Raw genomic sequence first — 18434 nt, 5'->3', positions numbered from 1 at the left:
GGCTGCACGGATCACTGGGCGCGCGTTGCTCATCGACGAACGCGGATGACCGTCTTCCCCGCGCGTCGCTCGGTCGCGTTGAAGGTGGCGACGGCATCGTCGAGGCTCGAGACGGTGCCGATGTTCGTCCGCAGTCGTCCATCCCGCACCCGCTGGACGATCTCAGTTAGTTGGGCACGATCGGAGTCGACAACGAAGTCGACCGCCCGGCCGTCGGCGGGCCGCGCCTCGGCCGGTCCGACGACGGTCACCAGCGTTCCTCCGGCTCGAATCAGGCCCGCGGACCGCTTCTGGATGTCGCCGCCGATGACATCAAACACCAGATCGACTTTGCCGACGTCTTCCAGGGCGTCGTTCTCGAGGACGACGAACTCTTTCGCGCCGAAGTCGAGCGCCTTCTGACGGTCGGCGGTGCGTCCGGTGCCGATGACGTGGGCGCCGGCCTCTCGTGCGAGTTGCGTCACCATCGACCCGACTGCGCCGGCCGCGCCGTGCGCGAGCACGCTCTGCCCCGCCTGAAGACGGCCGTGCTCGAACAGTCCCTGCCACGCGGTTAGGCCTGAGATCGGCAGGCTCGCGCCCACCGTGAAGTCGACGTCGCCCGGCAGCGGCGCGAGTTTGCGTGCCTCGATGGCTACATACTCCGCCAGGGTGCCGTCGCGATACCAGTCGGCGAGGCCGAACACCCGCTGACCGACCGACAGTCCCGTCGTGCCGTAGCCGAGAGAGGTGACCACTCCGGCCAGCTCGTGGCCAGGGATCGACGGTGTTCGGTCACGGTCGCGGCGATCGGTCCAGGTCGGGAGCCACGTCAGCTCAGTCGGGACGAATCCCGACGCATGAATCTGAACGACGACGTCATTTATCGCTGCCTGCGGCTCGGGCCGCTCCGCCAGCTTCATCCCGGCCGTTCCCGCGGCCTGGTCCATCACAACGATCGCCTTCATGTGAATTGTCTCCTTGGTTATTTGTCTCTTTGGTCGAAATGTCGCAGTGACAGGCGCATGTCGCTCACGGACGAACGCGGATGATCGTCTTCCCGCTGATCCGCTTGGTCAGATTGAAAGCGGCGACGGCATCGTCGAGGGTCGCGATGTTGCCGATGTTCGTCCGCAGTCGCCCGTCACGCACTCGCTGGACGATCTCACTCAGTTGGGCGCGATCGGACACGAGAACAAAGTCGATCGTCAGGCCATTGGCCGGCCGCGCCTCGGTTGGCCCGGCGATGGTCACCAGTGTTCCTCCGGCTCGAATCAAGCCTGTGGACCGCTTCCCGATGTCGCCGCCGATGACATCGAACACCAGATCGACGCCGCCGACGTCTTCCAGCGCGTCGTTGTTGAGGTCGACGAACTCCTGCGCGCCGAAGTCGAGCGCCTTCTGACGGTCGGGGGCGCGTCCGGTGCCGATGACGTAAGCGCCGGCCTCTCGTGCGAGCTGCGTCACCATCGAACCGACTGCACCGGCCGCGCCGTGCACGAGGACGCTCTGCCCCGCCTGAAGACGGCCATGCTGGAACAGCCCTTGCCATGCGGTCAGGCCCGGCATCGCCACGCTCGCGCCCACTGTGAAGTCGACGTCGCCCGGCAGTGGCGCGAGGTTGCGTGCCTCGACGGCCACGTATTCCGCCAGGGTGCCGCCGCGATATGAGTCCGAGAGGCCGAATACCCGCTGTCCGACCGACAGCCCCGTCGTGCCGTAGCCGAGAGCGGTGACCACTCCGGCCAGCTCCTGCCCGGGGATCGACGGCGTTCGGTCACGGTCGAGGCGATCGGTCCAGGTCGAGGGCCATGTCAGCTCACCCGAGGTGAATCCCGATGCGTGAACCTCAACGACGACGTCGTTTATCGCTGCCTGCGGCTCGGGCCGCTCCGCCAGCTTCATCCCGGACGTTCCCGCAGCCTGGTCCGTTACCACGATCGCCTTCATCGTCTACCTCCCGATGTGTGGGATGCCGTCATTTTCAGAATTACCTTGCAGATGAGCGCAAATAGAACGGAGAAAGTCGATGGTCCAATGACCTTCGGGTATGGAATCGATGCCACCGGCTCGGCGCGCAGAAATCAACGGTGCGAAACAAGCATCTGCTTCTCACGCCATAGGGCCGGCCATCACAATGACGATCGGCCGCTCGTCACCTTTAACTTGGAAAAAATATCCACGGCGGGAGACTCTCTTTGATTTCGCCTTCGATCCTCCGGAGCTGCATATGGTTTTTCATGCTCGGCCGCGGAGATAATCGTGGAATTTTGGTGTGGTGCTAAATCATCCTAGCCTTGTCGATACATACGAAAAGCCCAGACTCGTTCCCGGGAAACTTTCCCGGTTGCATCTGGGCTTTGGCGTTACGCTCGCATCACGCGACGCCTGCAGGCACCCTCGGAGAAACTCGGTGCGGTTCAGGTCGAGCCAGCCCGCGCAACGGCAGGAAAGTCCTTCTCGGGATCGAACACGTTATTGAAAAAGTTCGTCAGGGAGTACATAGCCACCAGCGCGACGATCTCTATGACGTTCGCATCCGTGTAGCCTGCATCGCGAACGGCTTTCAGATCGGCGTCACTGACTTTACCGCGGGTCTCGATGACTTTGCGCGCAAACTGTACGGCGGCATCCCGCTTCGGGTCGCTGGCATGGCCCTTCCGAGCGAGAATGATTTCATCGGCCGGCAGCTTGGCCATATGCTCGGCCGTAAAGCTGTGAACCGTCAGGCAATAGTTGCAGCCATTCACTTCCGAGACGGCGAGGCCGATGCTGTCACGCGTCTTCACGTCCAGCGCCTTGCTCAAGGAGCCGAGCAGGGCGGCCCACGCGTTGAACGCGATCGGGCTCTGCGCGAAGATCGCCATCATATTTGGGGTGAACCCGATGTTCTTGGTGATCGTATCGAGGGTCAGTTTCGAATCGGCCGGCACCTGTTCCGGCTTTAGAGCTGCACTTCTTTGCATCGTCTTCTTCCGCAAGTTTCGGGCTTTACTAATACTTATACGAGATCCAGCACGTCTGCGACCGGACGGCGCGGCTTCTGCGCCCAGTTTCCCGGACGCTCCGGCCCCACGGACAACAGCATGACCGGTACTTCGTCCTCGGCCAGTCCGAACTCGCGGTGCACCGCTTCGGCGTCGAAACCGATCATCGGCGTCGAACCCAGGCCCAGCGAGCGGGCCGCATAGATCATCGCCGCCGCGCCGAACGTGCCGGTGCGTACTGCCTCGTCGCGCTGGCGCTGCGGGTATTCCATGTACAGATTGCGTGCGGGGATTTCCCATTCAGGCACCATCGTTGCCGGCATGATGCCCGCTTCCACCAGCGGTGCCAGACGCTCTGGTACAACGCTGGAATCGGCCAACACACCGCAGACGATGAAGGTAACGGCTGCTTCGGTGATCGCGGGCTGATCCCAAGCGAGCGGACGCAACCGAGCCTTGGCTTCAGGCGTGCGTACGGCGATGAAGCGCCAGTTCTGCAGGTGGAAGGACGTCGGCGCGGTGGTGCCGATTCTCACCAGCTCGCGGATTTGTTCGTCGCTCAAGGTGGCGGCAGGGTCGAAGTACTTGGTGGCGCTGCGGCTCAGGATGCATTCGATGACGCCGTTGGTCATGGTGATTCCGTCGGTCATGGCGATTCCTATGGGTGAAGGGATAGGTTGAGGTACGAGAGTGCTTTCGCTTTCTCTGTTGAAAATGCTGCGGCGATGGGTCCGTTCGACATCTAATGCCAGGAACCACGGGTAGTTTTCCGAAAACGAAGGCAGAACAGTGTGACCTCGCTTCCAGAACTGCTTGGTGTAGGGCGGCGGCTTGACCAGTCACATATCAGCGTCCACCACGTTCGCGGTCGGACCGGCTGGAGCGGCTTCGCTCATCTACGCGAGCGCCGCCTTGGTGGCCGCGACCAGGGAGACCGCAACAGCTGGGCCGACGGTCTTCGGTAATTTCATGGGGGTCTCCTTTGTTGCCCGCGCGCGGCGCGGTGGCCCGGTGCAATGGCTTCATGCGATGTCGAGGCGGCCGCGTGCTCGGCCGACCCAGTGGTCCTCAGGATCGGACGCAGCCGGCGAAATTAGAAATTCCGTTTGGTCATGCATTCGATAAGCGCGGGGTATCGTTCCTAAAAGCGCTGTGCGCGTGCGCCCCTTCGGTCTTTTCAGGGAACCGCATCGCGTATCGCCGCTGCTCTCGAAGCGCACAGGCAGCACGCCCAGAACGCATGGCGGTGAGGATTTCAGACACAGCATCACGCAATTCCGACGCCCGCACACATTGGTCGGCGGCATCGATGTTTAGCGTGCGAATGGATGGCGTCTTGCTGACGCCTCGCTCAATGAGCCGTTACTTCAACGTAGCAAGATAGGCAACGAGGTCCGTTCGGTCCGTCGGGTTCTTCAGCCCTGCGTAGGGCATCCTGTTTCCGGGAACCACTTGCTGTGGCGATTCCAGATACGCATCGAGGGTCTTCGTATCCCAGACAATGTCGGACTTCTTCATCGCGTTACTATAGCTGAAGCCGGGAACCGTACCCGCCTTCCTGCCAATGAGTCCCCCCAGGCCCGGCCCGGCGCGACTGGCATGATCTGTCGCATGGCAAGCTGCGCAAGCTTTGAAGATGGGTTTTCCGTGCTCGGCGTCCTGTGCGTAGCCGCGATTCGCGGTTGCTCCCGCAAGTACGAGCACCGCGATAAACGCGCCAATCTTTCCCGCGCTTTTCATAGGGAACGTCCTTTTTAGGTCGGGATCAGAGGTGGCGCGGGCGCGCGACATAATCGTTGAGGTCGTCGCCGAGTCGAAGCGCGAGAGCCCCTAGCGGGCCTGTCGGGTTGTAGCCTGCATTGAAGGGGTAGACGGATGCACCGACGACAAACAGGTTTTGCGCATTCCAGTGCTGCAGGTGAGGGGAGACGACGCTCGTCGCAGGATCGCTTCCCATAATCGTGCCACCAGTGACATGGGTGGTCTGATACACGCGACTATCGTACGGCCCCTTGCGGGGGGCTGTCGGCGGTGCGATGTCAGCACCGGTCGCTTTGGCGATCTCGTCGATCTTTTTCGACAGATATACCGACATCTTGCGCTCGTTCTCGCGAACGTCGAACGTCATGCGCAAGAGCGGTTGCCCATAGGCGTCGACATAGGTCGGGTCGAGGTCGACATAGTTCTCCCGATGCGGATACCAGCTGCCATGGGCAGTTATGCTGAAATTATGTGCGTACCAATCCGCGTTGGCTTTTTTCCACTCCGCGCCCCATTTCGGCGTGCCGGGCGGCACAGCCCGGCTCGTAATCGGCCGTCCGTTCGTCACGTTGGCGTAGATGTAGCCGCCTCCGAAGAAGCCAAGACTGCTGTGGTCGAAATTGTCCCCGTTGAACTCGTCGATCACGGTCTGTGACGCACCGGATGCCAGGAACGGGTTGATCCAGCGGTCCTTGAAGAAGACACGCGTGCCGAACATCGTCTGGTGGCAGAAATTCTTGCCGACCAGCCCGTGACCAGTCTTGGGATTGTAAGGCGTCCCGATCCCCGCCATCAGCAGAAACTTGATATTCGACATCGTGAAGGAAGAAAGTACGACGACGTCGGCCGGCTGTTCATACTCCTCGCCGGTTACGCGATCGATGTAGCGAACGCCTCTCACGCGTTTTGCCTTACGATCATAAAGAATATCGAGAACATGCGTTTCCAGACGCAATTCGAAGCTCTCGCGCTTTCTCAGCATCGGATAAAGCAGAACTTCGGGGCTCGCCTTGGCGTTGGCTTCGCAGATGAAGCGCTCGCAATGGCCGCAGAACTGGCACTGACCAAGCTGCATACCATCGGGATTGGTGTAGGCCTCCGGCGAATTTGCTGCCGGCAAGGGAAAAGGTTTGTAGCCTAGCTTCTTGGTTGCCTCGCTGAAGATCACGCCCGCTTCGGTGATAGGCAGAGGGTTTTGCGGAAACTCGCTCTGCCGTGGTCCCTCGAACGGATTTCCGCCTTCCTGCACCTTTCCACGCAGATTTCCTGCCTTGCCGGCAATGCCGAACAGCTTTTCGAACTGATCGTGATAGGACTCCATCTCTGCATAGGTGACGCCCCAATCCTGGATCGCCATTTCAGCTGGAATGGCCTTCTTTCCATACCGGTTCTCAAGGTGGGTGCGCAAAACAGGGTCAGACTCGCTCCAGCGCCAGGTCTGCCCGTTCCAGTGATTGGCCGCACCGCCCATTCCCTCGCCGGGCTTGAAGGCCTGGAGACGTCGTATCGGCAGAGCCGCTTCGCCATCATTATGGCGAAGCGTGTAGGTCTGGACGGACCAATCCTGAAAGAGATCACCATGCACGTCCCAGCGCAGTTCGTCGCGCTGCGATGGCAGGCTTGTTGCGGCAGTGTGGGTGCGGTCGATTCCACGTTCAAGGACGAGGACATCGACGCCCTTGGCTGTTAGCTGGCGAGCAGCCAGCGCCGCCGTAAATCCGCCGCCAACGAAAACGACGGTGCGATGTTTCAAGCGTGTAGCCATGATTTCTACCCTTACGCGAAGTCGGCGATGGATTTCGGATTGGCGGCATCCGGGAAGGGCTTGCCACGGAAATCGACCATGTCCTGGGAATGAACCGCGGGGAGACCTGGATAGCCGATCGCCTTCCAAAACACCTTGCCGACATTGCCGCCGTAAACGGGATCGGCGAAACAAGCTTGCTCAAATAGCGGATAGACGAGTTCGTTGAACCACGAGGCGAGCTGGACGCGCTCGTCCGTCACCTTGCCGTCGGCAATTTCATGGAGAAATCGGTCGGCACCAATCTCATCTAATTCACTAAAGGCCTTTCCATTGCGTTTCCGGCAGGCCGCATCCGCGGCAGCGAGTCCCGCCTTGAAAAACTGCTCAGGTGTGAGCGGCAATTGATAACCCAGTTCTGGCTTACCCTCTCGCCAGGGGCCGCGCATATAAAGGCGTGCGCCCTTACCGAAACCGCCTGCCAGTTGTCGGTCGACGTAGGCCGCAAGCCCGCAATCGACGCCGCCGGGTGTCAGCGCATCCGCGGGACACATCACGTTGACCATCACTTCGACGAAGACGGCTTCGTCCGGGCCGAAAGACAGATAGCCGGGCACTGGCGACGGCAACTTGGCAGCGATAGTACTCGCGGAAGCATCGACGGATTGGGAGGAGGCCGGTTCGGGTGCTTCCGCGCGCGCCGCGGTTGTCACGACGGTTCCTATCAGGACACCCGGAGCCAGCGAAGCGGCGCCCGTGGCGGCGGCAACGCCGAGAAAGCCTCGACGATTCGGATGGAGGGTTTTGTCGCTTTGGTCATTGGTCATCGGAGTTGCAGTCCACTTTTTTGTCGCGGCGTAATCGCGTGATCATCCATGTGCGAGGCGTCCCTCTGTGCGGCGGAAGCGTGGGTCGCCTCATGCGGAGCTCAGTCTGCCTGACGCGCGTTCGCGGTCGGGCCGGTCGGAGCCGCTGCGCTGATCTACGCGAGCGCCGCCAAAGTGGTGGCGAGCAGCGAGACGGCAACAGCCAGGCCAACAGTCGTCGGTTACTTCATGGAGGCTCCTTTACCGCCCACGCGTGGCACGGTGACTCGCCGCAATGCTTTCGATTAGTGGAGGCGACCGCGTGTGCTCGGCCGGCCCAGCAGACCCAAAGATCGGACGCAGCCGACGAAATTAGAAATTACCTTTGGTCATGCATTCGATAGGCGGAGGTATCCTCATCCAGAAGCGTTGTGCGCGCGTGCGTCCCGTCCGTCTTCGATCAGCATCGAGGAGCGCGCCATACTCAAGGTGTCGGGCGGCGTAGGAAGACATTAAGGGGCACCTCGCGATCACCCTTTTTCCATCGCATCGCAACGCTTCGAAAAAGCCTTGTGCCAGCCGCGATCCGTACCCTTGGCCGGACAGCTCTTGCGGCACCTCCGTGTGGAGCAGGGCGAGGCGGCTTTTAGTAGGCGACTGCGAGCGCACCGTCGCCGAAGGGCATTTCAAGCCGGTTCATTGCCGGATTGTCCAGGATACCGCCGCAGCAAGCGGGGCGAGCCGTGTGTCTGGACGGACGGCGACGGATGCGCGGTTCTTCGCGCATGCCGCTCATTGCTTCCACGGCGTTGATAGTCAAATTGAGGATTACTTGCTGTAGTTGCACCTGATCTTCTTGGACAGTCGGCGAGCGCGCTGCGAAGTGGGTCAGCACTGATACGCCGTTTTTCGTTACCTCGTCACGCGTCTGTTTGAGCACGTCGCGGATCGCTCCATTGATCTCCACGCGCTCCTTCCTCGGTGGTGCCTCCTTGAAGGGGCCGCAGCCCGCGGACCCGGTAGATCACGTCACTGGCTCGATAAGCGTCCCTCACGATGCAATCGAGCGCTTGTCGTATCTCGTCTAGGTCCGGCGGCCGATAATCCAGAAGGTGCCGAGCGGCCCGAGCGTTAGCGACTATCGTCGCGATGCGCTGCGTCGCTTCAGCAATATTGTCTGCCGCGGCGCCCACATGTCCAGTGTCGATCATAGCGTTCTCCTTTGGATGTTCGGAGCGGAACACAAGACCGCGAAGGTCTGGTCCGATGGCTGACCATCCAACAAATGATCTAGCCATTCTTGGAGGGATTTGATCCGGACCGGAGGCCCTTGCTTTTTTACTTGGAACTCTGGCCTACGGCGCGCCGTCAGGCTCGCTGTTCCATAGCCGAAAGCAGTACCGTCAGCTGCCCCTGCGGAGATTGCGAGGGTACTCCGCGCGGTATACCTTGATGCAGCTTCGAGGATGATATTTTAGGTGTCCGTGGTGTCTTGAGGACCTGCGGCGCCGCGTGCCGCGATAGCGCGTTTTGCCACGGGCAGAAGATGGACGGCGCGCCATTGCTGTAAGCCTGTCCATCGTGAACCAGGTGCGGTGATGGGACTCCTGGAACGGTCTGCAAGCTCGCTCGACACTTTCGCTGGGCACGTCGAACACGTTTGTTCGGTTGCACAGGGGGCGGCGCCTCCGCCGGGGGTGGAAGCAGTATCAAGCTCCTGGCAAAGATCAGTAAAAAAATACGGACTTGATCCAGTCGATAGCACGGCGCCGCGCATCCTTACGCCGGCTGAATTGAAGCATTTTCGCGAACCGCTGGATAAGCTCACCTTTAGTGCCCAAGAGGAGATAGATGAATTATATAGGGTGGTTCGTGAAGCTGGTTATGCCATCTTGTTCTGTGATAGCGCGGGAATCGTAGTCGCCCATCGCGGTGAAGATATGCGGGCAAGCGAGTTCAAATATTGGGGAACTTGGCTTGGGGGAGTGTGGTCCGAGGAGTTGGAGGGTACAAACGGCATCGGCACCTGCATCATAGAAGAGCGGCCTGTCACGGTCCACAGAAGCCAGCATTTTAGGTCCAGACACATTAATCTGAGCTGCTCTGGTGCGCCGATCTTCGGGGTTGATGGGCGATTGATGGCAGTGTTGGACGTCTCTGCCGTCGATCCTGAACTCTCGGAACGAGCGCACGCGCTCACTGGTGCGCTCACACTGCGATCGGCATGCGCGATAGAAGAGCGATTTTTTCGTGAGCACTTCCGTCGAGAGTGGATCGTCGCCATAGCGCCGCCGGAGAGAGGCGCTCAAGGCATGTTGCTGGCGATTGACGGCAACCAACGTATCATGGGCGCAAACCGGTTCGCGCGCACGTCCCTTATGCTCGATGATCGTGGACTCCGGGCAGGTACCAGCTTGTGGTCGATCTTCGAGCGAAACGTCGACATTTTCCGGCACCGGGACCGGACCGATTTCTCTGTGCGGTTACCGATCGCCGGCAGCAATGATAGTCGGCCCGCGCTTGTCACTCCACCCGATCGCCCTGTGACTGCCTCAAACAATCCAACGAGCCATGACCTGCACACGCGGCCGCGCCTGGGCTCAATTGATGTTTCGACCCTGCCGCCAGCACCGCAAGCATGGGGCGGATTGTCGCCGGGCGCAATGCGTCGGGTGCGGGAGTACGTGGAAGTGCATTTGGGCGAAACTATCGATCTCTCGATGCTGGCTGGAGTTGCCGGACTATCAGTGCATCATTTTGCACGACAGTTTAAGCAATCCGCCGGGGTGACGCCGCATGTCTACCTCACGCAAAAGCGCGTTGAGCGCGCCCAGGAGATGTTGGTTCGGACGGATCTTCCGTTAGCAGAAATTGCGTTCGCTGTTGGCTTTTTCGACCAGGGTCATCTAGCACGTCATTTCCGTCATTTGCTCGGTGAGACCCCTCGAGAGTTTCGGTGGTCGCAACGCTAGAAGCAAAGAACGTTTGCATCGCCGAAGATTTCGCTGAGGAGCAGGTCTGCCGTATGGCCCACCACGCCGAGCGAAGATGCGATCGAGGAATCCGATTCGGCCTGACGCCGGCCTTCACTCCGCGAGATACGCTGGACGGACCTGCAGCCCGAGCTCCTCGAGCAGCCATGGGATCTTTGAGACCTCAAGTTGTTCAGGTGGTGCATCACGATGATCACGGCTCTGCGTTCGCTGTCGGCCGTGGCGACGTCGCGGCTCACAGGAGGCGTTCTGCAGTCCTGCGGCGGAGCGTCTTCAGGTCGTTCGCGAGCACGCGAATGCCCTCGGACAGCTTCTCGGTCGCCATCGCGTCCTCGTTCATGATCCACCGGAAGGTTGTTTCGTCCATCGGACCCGCGGGGTCCAGGTGCTTAATGTCGACGGCGTCTTCGCTCACGAACCAGTGGCAGATCCCGTCTTCCGCCGTGCGAAGGGAGCGTGGCTCCACGGCGGTCGGCGCCAAGACCCGCTTGAGCTCGCCCCCCTCGGACGCAAGCGCGTCTATGAGGGCTGGCGCGATCGCCAGCCGATCGCATCCGGCCAGCGCCTCGATCTGGCCGGTGTTGCGAAATGACGCCCCCATGACGATCGTCTCGATGCCGTTCGACTTGTAGTATCCGTAAATGTCCCGCACGGACCGGACCCCTGGATCCTCGGCGGGGTCGAAGTCCTCTCCACCAGACTTCTTGTGCCAGTCATAGATGCGGCCCACGAACGGCGAGATCAGGAAGCTGCCAGCTTCGGCGCTGGCAATCGCCTGCGCCCGGTTCAACAGCAACGTCATGTTGCACTTCAGGCCCTCCCTTTGGAGGATCTCTGCAGCGCGTATTCCTTCCCACGTCGATGCGAGCTTGATGAGCAGGCGGTCGGGTCCGACGCCGCGCTGCTTGTAGGCGTCGATAATCTGGCGCGCCCTCGCGACCAATGCTCCGATATTGAACGACAGGTTGGCGTCCACCTCTGCGGACACAAAGCCTGGCACGAGTTGCAAGAGCTCGACGCCGACGGAGACTGCGAGTCGGTCGGCAGTCGCGGCGGCGACGCGTGCAGCGTCGCCGCTCAGTTTTCGTCCCCATGTCAGCGCTTCTTCGACAACATCCCTGTACTCGGGATTGTCGATAGCTTTCAGGACGATCGTTGGATTCGTCGTGCAGTCTACCGGCTTGAGACGCGCCACCGCACCGAGATCGCCCGTGTCGGCGACCACCGTTGTCATTGCGCGTAGTTGATCCAGCTTAGACACCAAGGCCTTTTCCTCTCGATGTCGGCTCAAGTCGTGCATGCACCATGCCCGCGAAACCGGTTTCCTGTCGTCGGTTCGCGGCTTTTTATGCCTCGCGCGTGGCCAGGGTCGTCGGGTTTTCTTTCGTCAAACGGGCTTTCCCGATTGCTCCTCTTCGAACGTGACCGCTACCGCCGCGTTTGCCGAGAGGCGAACCCTTTTCCCCTCGACGTCGGCGATCAGCCCGAGGTCGATGAAATGCGCGTGGCCCTTGTGCTGGCCCTCGCCGCTGTCGCCCTTGGCGAGCCTGATGCGACCGTTGGCGACACCGTCGACAGTGCCGACGTGAACACCGTCCGCGCCGATCACTTCCATGTTCTGGACGATCTTGTTCGTGGTCATCTCATCTCTCCTTGTGATTTCGCCAACTGTGGCGAAGCGAAGCGTGCTCCGCCAGCCAGAGACCCGCGAATTGCCAACGCGTGTGCGCCGGCGAAAAATTCTGGTAGCTCGCGCGGACGTGGCCCGGCGGTGTCACGCACGAACCGTCCGGGAGCACGAACTGGCCGGACATGAATGTTGCCGTTGCACTCGCCGACCGCTCCCTCGACCGCGCGGAAGTGCGGGTATTGGCGAGGGTGCGTCGCAACCCTCGTTTCACGAAGCGAAGTAAGCTGTGTCCGGCGCCGTCCACACGTCCCCGCGCCGCACTCAGGCGGCGCTTCTGCGCGGAAGCTTCCACTGCGGGCGGACGAAGTGGCAGGTGTAGCCATTCGGGTAGCGTTCCAGGTAGTCCTGGTGCTCGGGCTCGGCCTCCCAGAAATCGCCAGCGGGCGAAACCTCCGTCACCACCTTGTCCGGCCACAGCCCTGAGGCGTCCACGTCGGCGATGGTGTCCTCGGCGACGCGGCGTTGTTCCTCGCTCGTGTAGAAAATCGCCGACCTGTAGCTCGCGCCTCGGTCGTTTCCCTGCCGGTTGGGCGTCGTCGGGTCGTGGATCTGGAAGAAGAACTCCAGCAGGTCGCGGAAGCTCGTCTGACTCGGGTCGAACGTGATCTCGATCGCTTCTGCGTGCGTGCCGTGGTTGCTGTACGTGGCGTTCTTGACGTTGCCGCCCGAGTACCCGACCCGCGTTGAGACGACACCGGGCAGGCGTCGCATCAGTTGCTGCATTCCCCAAAAGCAACCCCCTGCCAGGATTGCGCGTTCTGTAGTCGCTGCCATCGTCAGGCCTCCTGCTTTGCGAAGAGCTTTGCATACGCGCCGTAACCCTCGCGCTCCAATTGGTCGCGGTGGATGAATCTCAAGGAGGCCGAGTTCATGCAGTACCTCAACCCGCCCTTGTCGCGCGGCCCATCTGGGAAAACGTGGCCAAGGTGGCTGTCGCCGTGCTTGGAGCGAACCTCCGTCCGGGCCATGCCGTGCGAGCTGTCAACGTTCTCGACGACGTTTGCAGCCTCCAGGGGCCGCGTGAAACTCGGCCATCCCGTCCCGCTGTCGAACTTGTCGAAGGATGCGAAGAGCGGCTCGCCGGAAACTACGTCGACGTAGAGGCCAGGCTCCTTGTTGTCCCAGTATTCGTTGGCGAAGGGGCGCTCGGTCCCGGCGGTCTGCGTGACGCGGTACTGCTCGGGAGTCAACTTCGAGACGGCTTCGAGGTTTTTCCTATAGATCGCCATTCGCCGTACTCCTCGTTGTTCAGCATTGAGGATACGCACCGGGTGGTCGACCGTCCAATCACCTCCGGCTATAGAAACGATGCCATGCGGATCGACACCAGGAGGTGTTTCAATCTGCCGGGACCGATTTATCGGCCCAGGCGACGGGTCTGAGACGCTCGCCCGACTATTCCTAAAGATAATTCGTCAACGACTTCCATTCCAAAGTTGAATTTTAGTTTCCCGGAACGCACGGTCACCATGCAAGAAACATACGCGGACAGGTACTGCGAGGGGCCCCCGTTGGGGGAGAACCAGAATGGACGACGAAGTTTCGAAGGGGCGCCCGGTTAGTAAGACGATCGACCCCGCCGCGGAGACCTTGAGCGGTTTTCGCACGCTGGATATCCGAACCGACCGGCTGATTTCATCATGGCTGAGAGAGGCGGGGGTTCCTGACGGCGCCCTGAAGGTGAACGAATCTGCGCCCGATTTCCTTCTCCCCGAGGCAAATGGAAAGCTCGTTTTATCTTTGGAATTGCGACAAACTGCACCGTTGATCGTCACCTTCGTTTACGGGACTTGGTCCCCATTGTGCGCAGCTGGACTACGGGTTCTTCACGGGGCCACCCCCAGAATCCGCGCTGCCGGCGCCAGAGCAATTGCCATAACGCCCGAGACTGGAGACTTGCCACGCAATCTCAAATGCGATCACCGACTGGATCTGGAAATCCTCTCAGACCTAGATCTTGGGGTGAGCCTTTCGTTCGGCCTGGTGTCCGTGGTGCCAGCCGAGATAAAGAGCCGTCTCTTGCAGCGCGGCCTTGATCTCTCCGCTCCCCATGGCTTCTCCTTTTGGATGTTGCCAATGCCGGCCACATATGTCCTCGACCAACGAGGGATCATCCGTCGAGCGTGTGTCGGGCCGGACTCCATCACGGGAGCGACGACCGAAACCGTGCTTGCTGCCCTGTCCGAATTGGATGGGCCTAAGCCTCGCCCTTAGGCTAACCGGAAACGAGACGAGTCAATTCAAGAGGCTACGCGTGGGTAACTGCAACTGCGTCGTGGGCTTGTCCCTCGACCATCAACGACTTCGTGCCACTTTAGCAACGACGGTTGATGCCCGCGACAAGCTCGGGCGTGAGGAGGCGGGACCGGGACCTGTGATCTGGAACAAGGAGCCTGCACCTTGTGCGTCAACCTTGCGAACATTGACATTGCTTGAGGTAGGGGCAGACGCGCAGCGGAGTTTGTCCAGTGCAGTCGTCCAGTTACGAACACGAGCGACCTTGATAAAGGCGTCAAGCGCGGGCGAATACTGCCTCCCCGCCACGGCCAGAAGCTGCACCTCGCGCCGGACGGGGTCGCCCTCAATTGGCATAGCGGCGAGCGACGGCAGCCTTGGAGCGTGCTCTGGCGCCAGGATGGCCCCAAAACCGGCGGACGCCATTTCCTGAAGATGGCTTTCCTGATCGCTCCTGTGCACAACCTTAGGGCCTGGCTGGTCGGCAAAACAAGCCTGTTTGAATCGGCCGGCGACGTCGCATCCGACCCTCTCGAGAAATTCCACCTCATGCAAGTCTTTGAGCCGGATAACGGTTTGCCTCGCCATCGGATGTCTCAGAGACAGGACGAGCACGTACCGCTCCTCGAACAGCCGCCAGCGATCGATACGCTCAGGTAGCTCCACGGCGTCACCGACGAGTGCGGCATTGATCTCGCCATCCAAAAGCATCGCAATGAGCCCGTTGGCATCCGCCTCGCGCAGATCGACTCGCAGGTCAGGGATAATCCTGGCGACTTCCAGGAGCAATTCCGTAACGAGTGCGGCGGAGACTGACGGCACCAACCCGATCTTGAGCGGGGCGATTGTCTTCTTTTGATAGCCTCGCGCCTGAAGCCGTACCGCCTCGGCGGCGGCAAATATCTTCTCCAGTGTGGGCAAAACCATCTTGCCCAGCTCGGTGAGCTGGGTGAGGTGACGCTCACGGTGAATCAACGCGCCACCGAGTTCTTGCTCTAACTTTTGTACTGCCTTTGTCAGCGCCGGCTGCGTCACATTGCATTGCTCCGCAGCCCGCGTAAAATTGAGTGTCCTTGCTAGAGCTAAGAAATATCGCACCTGATAAAACTGGAGCTGCATACTCATACTCGAAAGACTTGCCCTCGTTCGGACCGTTCCAGTTCGTTGCCGTAGCAGGCAGAGCCGATGGCAAAGCGGTTTGTCGCGGAGTTTCCGCGGAAACCGATATTGTGCGCCGGCTCGGAATTGTCGATCCGCGTCTTGCGCAAAGTGTTCTCACCGACGCTGTTTCCTATTAACGCAGCGGTTGCGTGCAACATCATAGGCGAGACCAGTCATATGTCAGGGTTTGCGTCGGGATCGGCTCGGTCGTCTTTTTCATCAAGTGCTTTTTGTTCATTAGGATCTCCTAAGGTCTCAGTTCTGAAACGTCGGAATGAGGGGCGCGGCAAGCCCACGTTCGTCAAGGAGGTTCCAGGCTTCCACCCAGGCTGTCAGGGCGCAGGCACGCACCGTGTTAGCCATAAAGCAGTACCAAGATTTGCAATTGTCCTGTTCCAAGAATAGGACATCAGCTCACCCCGAGAGTCCGAAACAAATGTCCGATCGTCCAAATCTTGCATTGCCTCGATCCGATCTCGATGTACTGATGGCAACTTTCGATGTCGAAGTCATTGGTCTTATCGAGTGTTTGGTCAGTCCAGGTTGGCGCCTGTCATTCGAGAGCGCGGACGCGCCGGCTATCCACTACAATCTTTCCGGGACCGGACGAATGATCGTGAGTGGTTTCTCCGCATTTCCTCTGGTACCTCACACCCTTGTCATCACACCGCCCAAGAAGCCGTTTCACATCGAGGTTGATGACCGCACAGCGGCCAAAACAGTGAATGTGGTCGAAGCTCAATGGGATTCCCGCTTCGGCGAGGGTATCCAGCGATTTGTCGCCGGGAACGTCGACCCGGCGGTGATGCTGATCTGCGGGTACTTTCGCGCCACCTACGGCTCGTCGATCGACCTCTTTGCTGACCTTTCCACGCCGATTGTCGAGCGCTTCGAACCCGACGACGAACTGGGGTCAAAGTTGCAGGCTGCGTTGGCAGAAATTAGCGGCCGGCAGGTTGGAATGCGGGCGATGACTACCGCCATCCTGAAGCAGGTGCTCGTCACGCTCATCCGTCGGAGTTTGAATTCGACCAGCGTTTGGCTCGAGCGCTTTTCTATCCTGAGTGACCGTCAAATCGCCCATGCGTTCGCCGATATGGTGGCGCGGCCATCGGCCGATCACTCCGTCATGGCCTTGGCGCAGAAAGCTGGCTTGAGCCGATCCGCATTCATGGCGCGGTTTGTGCGCGCAATCGGAAGTTCACCGATGGTCGCGCTCCGGCAAATGCGGATGAAGCGCGCAGCCGATATGCTCGCCGCGAAGACATTTTCAGTTGAGCAGATCGCGCGGGCGGTCGGTTATAGGAGCTGCAGCAGCTTTCTCCGTGCTTTTCGCCAAGTGCATGGATACGTCCCGGCAGAATCCGAGGGTAAGGGGCGCTCCGCGCATGGTCAGCGCGGCGGGGCAGGCGCAGCTGAGGACGAAGGCCGGGACACGTGACATTGGTGCGCCGGTCGGTGCTCAGTCGATGACCTGCTGTTATCGATTGCATGATCAAGAAACATGCCCGCCGCGGCGTGACGCGCGCTAGCTTTCGAGGCACTCCAGTGGCGAACACTGGCTGAGACGGTCGGGCGTCAGTGACGGCCCGCATCGTCACGAACCGAATAATCGTTCGCGGTCTACGGTAGGAGGATCAAATGCCGCGTATTGCCATTCCGAAACGTGAGGACGCCCCCGCGGAGTCCAAGCCGATCCTCGACAACGTTGACAAGATGCTGGGCTTCGTGCCCAACCTGCACCGCCTCATGTCGATCAGCCCTAACGCGCTCTCCGGCTGGGCTACCCTGATGGGATCGCTCACGAAGACCCTGGACGTCAAGACGAGAGACGGGATCTCGCTGGCGGTGTCGGAGGCGGACGGGTGCGACTACTGCCTGGCCGCGCACAGCTTCATCGCGGGCAACCTGGCCAAAATCCCGGCGGACGAAATCGGGCTGAACAGGGAGGGCCGCTCGAGCGATCCCAAGCGCCAGGCTGCGGTCGCCTTCGCGAAGGCGCTCATCGAGACGCGCGGCAAAGTTTCCGACGCCCAGTTTGCGGCGGTCAGGGATGCTGGGTGGACAGACGCCAACATCGTCGAGATGATTGCGCTGACTGCCCAGTTCCTGTTGACCAACTTCATGAACAATGCGGTGCAGACCCCGATCGATTTTCCCAAGGTCAGTCCCGCGAAGGCAGGCTAACGCGAGGCACCTTCCTTTGGAGAGGGGAGGGCTGGTGAATCCGATGTCTCGACGATGCCCGCGGCCTGGTGTCAAGCGCGTCTACCAGCCGCCCGAGGCCTCGGACGGCATGAGGGGCGCTCGTCGACCGCATCTGGCCGCGCGGGCTCACGAAGGAGCATGCCAGCGTTGACGGGTGGAAGGACATCGCCCCGAGCGCAAGCCTCAGGACCTGGTTTGGCCATGACCCGACGCGAGTTTCACAGGCGATACTTCGAGGAACTCCGCGCCAATCACGCCGCAGTCGCGCACCTGACGGATCTTGTATCGACGGGCGAAGTCACGCTGCTCTTCGGCGCGCACGATACCGAGCGCAACAACGCCGTGGCGCTCGCGGACTATCTCGCGGCACACTAGTCGGGGTCGATGTACGGGATCGAAAGCTCGCTCAAGTCGTCGTCATAGCTTGCCGCTGGCGCGACGTCGACGTTATCGTTCGTGCGGATGTCGGCGCTAAGGCCGAGCGTCCGCCCGACGGGACACATGTTCGCAGCCTGCATCAGTTGCGCGCGCGCCTCGTTGCCAAGGTTTCCTTCGAGCCTGATGGAGCGCTCGAAGGAATCGCGGCCGCCATCCCCGCCATGGTGGTACGACACGGCTACCTCGACGTGGGATAACGGGATTCTCCGCCTTCGCGCCTGCAGCCGTATCGTCATCGCTGTGCACGCGGCGAGCGAAGCGCTTAACAACTCGTAGGGGTTAGCTGCCGCCGCCGTGCCGCCCCTGCCGTCGGGGCCGCCGATCGAAAACACCGATGCGCCGGCACGGCCGTTAAGGGTGCCAGGACCGTCAAGGTCCCCGGCCACCTCAGCCTGTGGGCGAGGGGCTCTATCGTCGTTCGAATTCGTCATC

19 protein-coding genes and 1 pseudogene are annotated in these 18434 nt (G+C 60.7%); 5 read left to right on the top strand and 15 right to left on the bottom strand.

What is annotated here, in order from left to right; translation table 11 throughout:
* Positions 1-29: 29 nt before the first annotated feature.
* The 9 genes from ACVIYL_RS35975 to ACVIYL_RS35935 all read right to left on the bottom strand — a co-directional run bounded on the left by ACVIYL_RS35975 (position 30) and on the right by ACVIYL_RS35935 (position 8244).
* Complete coding sequence (locus tag ACVIYL_RS35975) at positions 30-947, bottom strand: NADP-dependent oxidoreductase (RefSeq protein WP_456780809.1); 918 nt, start codon at positions 945-947, stop codon at positions 30-32.
* Between the two features lie 64 nt (positions 948-1011).
* Complete coding sequence (locus ACVIYL_RS35970; RefSeq protein WP_456780808.1) at positions 1012-1929, bottom strand: NADP-dependent oxidoreductase; 918 nt, start codon at positions 1927-1929, stop codon at positions 1012-1014.
* A gap of 470 nt (positions 1930-2399) precedes the next feature.
* Complete coding sequence (locus tag ACVIYL_RS35965) at positions 2400-2945, bottom strand: carboxymuconolactone decarboxylase family protein (RefSeq protein WP_456780807.1); 546 nt, start codon at positions 2943-2945, stop codon at positions 2400-2402.
* Between the two features lie 35 nt (positions 2946-2980).
* Positions 2981-3616: a nitroreductase family protein gene (locus ACVIYL_RS35960; protein ID WP_456780806.1), complete on the bottom strand. Its 636-nt coding sequence runs from the start codon at positions 3614-3616 to the stop codon at positions 2981-2983.
* Between the two features lie 712 nt (positions 3617-4328).
* Entirely contained in the window at positions 4329-4706 is a 378-nt protein-coding gene (locus tag ACVIYL_RS35955) for a c-type cytochrome (protein WP_456780805.1), read from the bottom strand.
* A 25-nt stretch (positions 4707-4731) separates the two neighbouring features.
* Positions 4732-6492: a GMC family oxidoreductase gene (locus tag ACVIYL_RS35950; protein ID WP_456780804.1), complete on the bottom strand. Its 1761-nt coding sequence runs from the start codon at positions 6490-6492 to the stop codon at positions 4732-4734.
* A gap of 11 nt (positions 6493-6503) precedes the next feature.
* Positions 6504-7298, bottom strand: a complete 795-nt coding sequence (locus tag ACVIYL_RS35945) for a gluconate 2-dehydrogenase subunit 3 family protein (RefSeq protein WP_456780803.1) — start codon at positions 7296-7298, stop codon at positions 6504-6506.
* Positions 7299-7649: 351 nt separating this feature from the next.
* Positions 7650-7946 carry a GNAT family N-acetyltransferase gene (locus tag ACVIYL_RS35940; protein WP_456780802.1) on the bottom strand — a complete coding sequence of 99 codons (297 nt, stop codon included), beginning with the start codon at positions 7944-7946 and terminating at the stop codon, positions 7650-7652.
* Positions 7924-8244: a hypothetical protein gene (locus ACVIYL_RS35935; RefSeq protein WP_456780801.1), complete on the bottom strand. Its 321-nt coding sequence runs from the start codon at positions 8242-8244 to the stop codon at positions 7924-7926. The genes ACVIYL_RS35940 and ACVIYL_RS35935 overlap by 23 nt, the downstream gene beginning before the upstream one ends.
* A gap of 631 nt (positions 8245-8875) precedes the next feature.
* Between ACVIYL_RS35935 and ACVIYL_RS35930 the strand changes: the two genes are divergently transcribed.
* Positions 8876-10249 carry a helix-turn-helix domain-containing protein gene (locus ACVIYL_RS35930; RefSeq protein WP_456780800.1) on the top strand — a complete coding sequence of 458 codons (1374 nt, stop codon included), beginning with the start codon at positions 8876-8878 and terminating at the stop codon, positions 10247-10249.
* Positions 10250-10505: 256 nt separating this feature from the next.
* On the opposite strand, the gene ACVIYL_RS35925 is transcribed toward ACVIYL_RS35930, so the two are convergent.
* From ACVIYL_RS35925 to msrB, 4 genes are all read right to left on the bottom strand, one after another.
* Positions 10506-11534 (bottom strand): transaldolase, encoded by a 1029-nt coding sequence (locus tag ACVIYL_RS35925; RefSeq protein WP_456781921.1) that lies wholly within the window; start codon positions 11532-11534, stop codon positions 10506-10508.
* 123 nt (positions 11535-11657) lie between these two features.
* Positions 11658-11912, bottom strand: a complete 255-nt coding sequence (locus ACVIYL_RS35920) for a DUF2171 domain-containing protein (RefSeq protein ID WP_456780799.1) — start codon at positions 11910-11912, stop codon at positions 11658-11660.
* 309 nt (positions 11913-12221) lie between these two features.
* Positions 12222-12734: a peptide-methionine (S)-S-oxide reductase MsrA gene (msrA, locus tag ACVIYL_RS35915; RefSeq protein ID WP_456780798.1), complete on the bottom strand. Its 513-nt coding sequence runs from the start codon at positions 12732-12734 to the stop codon at positions 12222-12224.
* Between the two features lie 2 nt (positions 12735-12736).
* Positions 12737-13189 carry a peptide-methionine (R)-S-oxide reductase MsrB gene (gene msrB / locus ACVIYL_RS35910; RefSeq protein ID WP_456780797.1) on the bottom strand — a complete coding sequence of 151 codons (453 nt, stop codon included), beginning with the start codon at positions 13187-13189 and terminating at the stop codon, positions 12737-12739.
* Between the two features lie 298 nt (positions 13190-13487).
* Here msrB and ACVIYL_RS35905 point away from each other — a divergent pair, with 298 nt between their 5' ends.
* Positions 13488-14174 (top strand): redoxin domain-containing protein, encoded by a 687-nt coding sequence (locus ACVIYL_RS35905; RefSeq protein WP_456780796.1) that lies wholly within the window; start codon positions 13488-13490, stop codon positions 14172-14174.
* A gap of 81 nt (positions 14175-14255) precedes the next feature.
* Here ACVIYL_RS35905 and ACVIYL_RS35900 read toward each other — a convergent pair whose 3' ends face one another.
* Positions 14256-15314, bottom strand: a complete 1059-nt coding sequence (locus tag ACVIYL_RS35900; protein WP_456780795.1) for a LysR family transcriptional regulator — start codon at positions 15312-15314, stop codon at positions 14256-14258.
* Between the two features lie 478 nt (positions 15315-15792).
* Between ACVIYL_RS35900 and ACVIYL_RS35895 the strand changes: the two genes are divergently transcribed.
* The 3 genes and pseudogenes from ACVIYL_RS35895 to ACVIYL_RS35885 all read left to right on the top strand — a co-directional run bounded on the left by ACVIYL_RS35895 (position 15793) and on the right by ACVIYL_RS35885 (position 17939).
* Positions 15793-16797 (top strand): helix-turn-helix domain-containing protein, encoded by a 1005-nt coding sequence (locus ACVIYL_RS35895; RefSeq protein WP_456780794.1) that lies wholly within the window; start codon positions 15793-15795, stop codon positions 16795-16797.
* 200 nt (positions 16798-16997) lie between these two features.
* A complete protein-coding gene (locus tag ACVIYL_RS35890) occupies positions 16998-17543 on the top strand; it encodes a carboxymuconolactone decarboxylase family protein (RefSeq protein ID WP_456780793.1) in 546 nt (181 codons plus the stop codon).
* A gap of 43 nt (positions 17544-17586) precedes the next feature.
* Positions 17587-17939, top strand: a pseudogene (locus ACVIYL_RS35885) (DUF488 domain-containing protein).
* On the opposite strand, the gene ACVIYL_RS35880 reads toward ACVIYL_RS35885, so the two are convergent.
* Positions 17936-18433 (bottom strand): OsmC family protein, encoded by a 498-nt coding sequence (locus ACVIYL_RS35880; protein WP_456780792.1) that lies wholly within the window; start codon positions 18431-18433, stop codon positions 17936-17938. The pseudogene ACVIYL_RS35885 and the gene ACVIYL_RS35880 sit on opposite strands and share 4 nt — an antisense overlap.
* Position 18434 lies beyond the last annotated feature (1 nt).

Source organism: Bradyrhizobium sp. USDA 3315 (assembly GCF_054056795.1).
This window is presented reverse-complemented; position numbering and strand designations above follow the sequence as displayed.

Excerpts from the sequence above, each read along its gene's own strand:
- ACVIYL_RS35955 (WP_456780805.1), bottom strand. The coding sequence starts at position 4,706 with ATGAAAAGCGCGGGAAAGATTGGCGCGTTTATCGCGGTGCTCGTACTT.
- ACVIYL_RS35930 (WP_456780800.1), top strand. The coding sequence starts at position 8,876 with ATGGGACTCCTGGAACGGTCTGCAAGCTCGCTCGACACTTTCGCTGGG.
- ACVIYL_RS35895 (WP_456780794.1), top strand. The coding sequence starts at position 15,793 with ATGTCCGATCGTCCAAATCTTGCATTGCCTCGATCCGATCTCGATGTA.
- msrA (WP_456780798.1), bottom strand. The coding sequence starts at position 12,734 with ATGGCAGCGACTACAGAACGCGCAATCCTGGCAGGGGGTTGCTTTTGG.
- ACVIYL_RS35965 (WP_456780807.1), bottom strand. The coding sequence starts at position 2,945 with ATGCAAAGAAGTGCAGCTCTAAAGCCGGAACAGGTGCCGGCCGATTCG.
- msrB (WP_456780797.1), bottom strand. The coding sequence starts at position 13,189 with ATGGCGATCTATAGGAAAAACCTCGAAGCCGTCTCGAAGTTGACTCCC.
- ACVIYL_RS35905 (WP_456780796.1), top strand. The coding sequence starts at position 13,488 with ATGGACGACGAAGTTTCGAAGGGGCGCCCGGTTAGTAAGACGATCGAC.
- ACVIYL_RS35950 (WP_456780804.1), bottom strand. The coding sequence starts at position 6,492 with ATGGCTACACGCTTGAAACATCGCACCGTCGTTTTCGTTGGCGGCGGA.
- ACVIYL_RS35890 (WP_456780793.1), top strand. The coding sequence starts at position 16,998 with ATGCCGCGTATTGCCATTCCGAAACGTGAGGACGCCCCCGCGGAGTCC.
- ACVIYL_RS35960 (WP_456780806.1), bottom strand. The coding sequence starts at position 3,616 with ATGACCGACGGAATCACCATGACCAACGGCGTCATCGAATGCATCCTG.
- ACVIYL_RS35900 (WP_456780795.1), bottom strand. The coding sequence starts at position 15,314 with ATGCAGCTCCAGTTTTATCAGGTGCGATATTTCTTAGCTCTAGCAAGG.
- ACVIYL_RS35970 (WP_456780808.1), bottom strand. The coding sequence starts at position 1,929 with ATGAAGGCGATCGTGGTAACGGACCAGGCTGCGGGAACGTCCGGGATG.
- ACVIYL_RS35975 (WP_456780809.1), bottom strand. The coding sequence starts at position 947 with ATGAAGGCGATCGTTGTGATGGACCAGGCCGCGGGAACGGCCGGGATG.
- ACVIYL_RS35920 (WP_456780799.1), bottom strand. The coding sequence starts at position 11,912 with ATGACCACGAACAAGATCGTCCAGAACATGGAAGTGATCGGCGCGGAC.
- ACVIYL_RS35945 (WP_456780803.1), bottom strand. The coding sequence starts at position 7,298 with ATGACCAATGACCAAAGCGACAAAACCCTCCATCCGAATCGTCGAGGC.
- ACVIYL_RS35880 (WP_456780792.1), bottom strand. The coding sequence starts at position 18,433 with ATGACGAATTCGAACGACGATAGAGCCCCTCGCCCACAGGCTGAGGTG.